This is a genomic window from Zavarzinia sp., from assembly GCF_049306435.1.
Classification (GTDB): domain Bacteria; phylum Pseudomonadota; class Alphaproteobacteria; order Zavarziniales; family Zavarziniaceae; genus Zavarzinia.
This window is the reverse complement of record NZ_JBAQRT010000071.1, coordinates 1-2,749: the sequence shown is the minus strand read 5'-3', so window position 1 is coordinate 2,749 and position 2,749 is coordinate 1. Positions and strand designations below refer to the sequence as shown.

Below are 2,749 nucleotides of genomic sequence, written 5' to 3'. Positions count from 1 at the left end.
GGCTATGCCCGACCAGGTGGCGGCGGCTCGTCCGGCGGCTGGGGTGGCTCCACCGCCGGCTCCGACCGTTCGGCCTCGCGCGGGCAGTCGCGCGACGCCCTCGACGATTTCCTCAGCCCCGCACCCTCGCGCACCCCCTCGACCCGGGACAGCGGCAGCAGCGCCGGCAGTGGCGGCGGCTGGGGCGATGTCGGCAGCACGCCCAGCCCGCGTCGGCGCGCCACGACCGACTATTACGGCAGTCGCGGCTATCGGACGCCCGCTTACGCCTATGGCGGGCGATCCAGCTTCGGCGTCTTCGACGCGGTCATGCTGTGGTTCATGCTCGACACATTGAGCGACCGCAGCCATGCCGATTTCTTCCGCGACAACCGCGACGACCCCGGTTACCGCGACTGGCGGGCCGAAGCGGACAAGGCGGCGGAAAGCGATCCCGCGCTGAAGGCCAAGCTCGACGCCCTCGACGCCCAGCTGGCGGCGGCGCCGGGCGATCCGTCGCGCGCCGGGCAACTGCCACCCGACATCGCCCCGCCGCCCGCGTCGTCCGGCGGTTTCGGCCTTGTCATCGCCCTCCTCATTATGGGCGTCATTCTGTTCATGATCGTGAAGAACCTGCGCCGGCCAAAGCCCGGCGCCAGCGCGGCGGGAAAGGTCAGCGACGTGAAGGAAACCATCGGCGGCGGCGGCAGCGCGCTGGGCTCGGCCACGGCGATCTTGCGCAACAAGATGACCGGGGCAGTCTACAGGCCCGACCTGTTCCGGGTCGGGATGCCGCTCACCCTCGATCCGACGCCCTTCATCCTCGCCGAAGGGCTGACCAAGGTGACGGCGCCCCGGGCGGCGACCGACAACGGCATGATCGGGGTCGATGCCCTCGGCACCTTGACCGACCGGGGCGGGACCTATCACCGGCTCTATCTCGAGGACGAGGGCGCCTTTTTCCAATTGGTGCTGGATGGCCAGGGCTTCCCCGCCGAATGCCGTTATTTCCGGCAGTTCGACGAAGTCCAGCCTGCCGACCGCGAGGAATGGTCCTTCTGGCTGGACAAGGACGAGGGCATGATCGGCTGGCCCGAATTCGAGACCAAGGACGGCAAGTCCTATAAAAGGGTGTGGAGCCCCGGTCCCAACCATGTCGCCCCGCGCGAGTTGCAGGAGACGCGGGAGGATCTGAACGGCAAGACCGAGATCCGCCACATCTCCATGCTTTATGCCCGGGCGACCGGCGGCAAGGCCCCGGCGCCCGAGACCGAATATCTGCTGGTGACGGCGGTCAGGGGCGAGCGCGAAGCCTTCGTCGCCCTGCACGCCGGCATCGACATCAACCCCAGCGCGCTTTCCCTCAGCTGATGGACAATCCCATGCCGTCGACCTTCGACCAGATCCTCACCATCCTCGGCACGGGCCTGCCGGTGCTGCTGACCCAGCTCGGCGCCACCGTGGTCCTGCTGGGCATCGGCGTCGCCATCTATCAGGCGATCACCCCGTTCCACGAGCGCCGCCTGATCGGCGAGGGCAATGTCGCGGCCGGCGTCGTCCTCGCCGGCTCGATCCTCGCCCTGACGATCCCGCTGGCGGCGACGCTCGCGACCTCGACCGTGCTCGCCGACATCATCGTCTGGGGTCTTGTCGCCCTCGTCATCCAGCTCGTCACCTTCCTTGTCATCACCCTCGTGTTCCGCGGTCTGAAGGCCGGGGTCGAGGCGGGCAATGTCGCCGCGGGTCTTGGCCTTGCCGCCGCCCAGATCGCGGTTGCCCTGCTGAACGCCGGCGCCATGGCCGGCTGATCGTCCATCCAATCCCGAAGAGGAAAACCATGATCACCTTCATCAAGAACCTGCTCGGCGTGAAGACCAACCAGGCGGTGCAGTCCGGCCTCGAAGCCCTGGTGCGCTGGGACCCCAAGGCCGCGACCGAGGCGGAACTCCGCACCATGGAACAGCGCCTCGACGAACTCGGCACCGAAGTCGCCCGCGCCCGCCTGTCGCTCGTGAAGGAGCGGAAGGAAGCCGACGCGATCAAGGCCCTGAGCGAACAGCGCCTTGCCGCCGCCGAAAGCCTGCAGGCCCAGGCCGATGCCGCCAATGACCCGGACCGCAAGGTCAGCCTCGAGAAAAGCCTCGCCCAGCTCCTGAAGCTGCTCGAGGAAATGGCGCCGGAGATCGACCGCGAGGTGAAAGATGCCGAGGACGCGCAGAGCTTCCTCGTCCAGCTCGAGGAAGCCTATGCCTCGGCCGGGGTCAAGCTGAAGGAAGCCCGCAGCGAGCTGGAGCGCGCCCAGCGCCAGATGTCCCGCGCCGAACAGCAGCGCGACATGGCCGAGCGTCAGGCCGATGCCGCCAAGCGGGCCGCCGGCCTCGCCAGCACGACGTCGGGCCTCAGCGTCGCGCTGAAGACCATGCAGGATGCGGCGGAAAAGGATCTGATCGCGGCCGAGGCGGCCAATTCCAAGGCCAGCCTGCTGAAGCCGACCAAGCCCGAGGAAGACGACGCGAATATCGCCGCCGCCCTCGCCGAGGCGGCCGGGCCGAAGCCGGTGACGGTCACCGACCGGCTGGCGGCGATCAAGGCCAAGCTGGGCAAGTAAGCGGCTTCGGGTCCCCGCCTGTCGCGGGGACCCGGCCTCACTTCACGGCCGAACTGCCTTCCAGCGTCGGATCGCGCCGGGTCGACGACGGCGGCACGACTTCCGGCGGGTAGTCGTCGAAGAAAGTGGTGGTCGGCGGCTGATCGGTCTGGGCGCCCGGCG

3 protein-coding genes are annotated in these 2,749 nt (G+C 68.8%); all 3 read left to right on the top strand.

Annotated features, from left to right (window positions below):
- Positions 1–1,350: DUF2491 family protein (locus tag WAZ62_RS03595; RefSeq protein ID WP_422642165.1), on the top strand; the 1,350-nt coding region annotated here is incomplete at its 5' end.
- A gap of 11 nt (positions 1,351–1,361) precedes the next feature.
- The gene (locus WAZ62_RS03590) at positions 1,362–1,787 is read left to right on the top strand and encodes a DUF350 domain-containing protein (protein WP_422642164.1); all 426 of its coding nucleotides are present in this window, start codon (positions 1,362–1,364) and stop codon (positions 1,785–1,787) included.
- Positions 1,788–1,816: 29 nt separating this feature from the next.
- A complete protein-coding gene (locus WAZ62_RS03585) occupies positions 1,817–2,587 on the top strand; it encodes a hypothetical protein (protein WP_422642163.1) in 771 nt (256 codons plus the stop codon).
- Positions 2,588–2,749: the final 162 nt, after the last annotated feature.

Coding starts and splice junctions, on each gene's coding strand:
- WAZ62_RS03590 (WP_422642164.1), top strand. CDS start 1,362: ATGCCGTCGACCTTCGACCAGATCCTCACCATCCTCGGCACGGGCCTG.
- WAZ62_RS03585 (WP_422642163.1), top strand. CDS start 1,817: ATGATCACCTTCATCAAGAACCTGCTCGGCGTGAAGACCAACCAGGCG.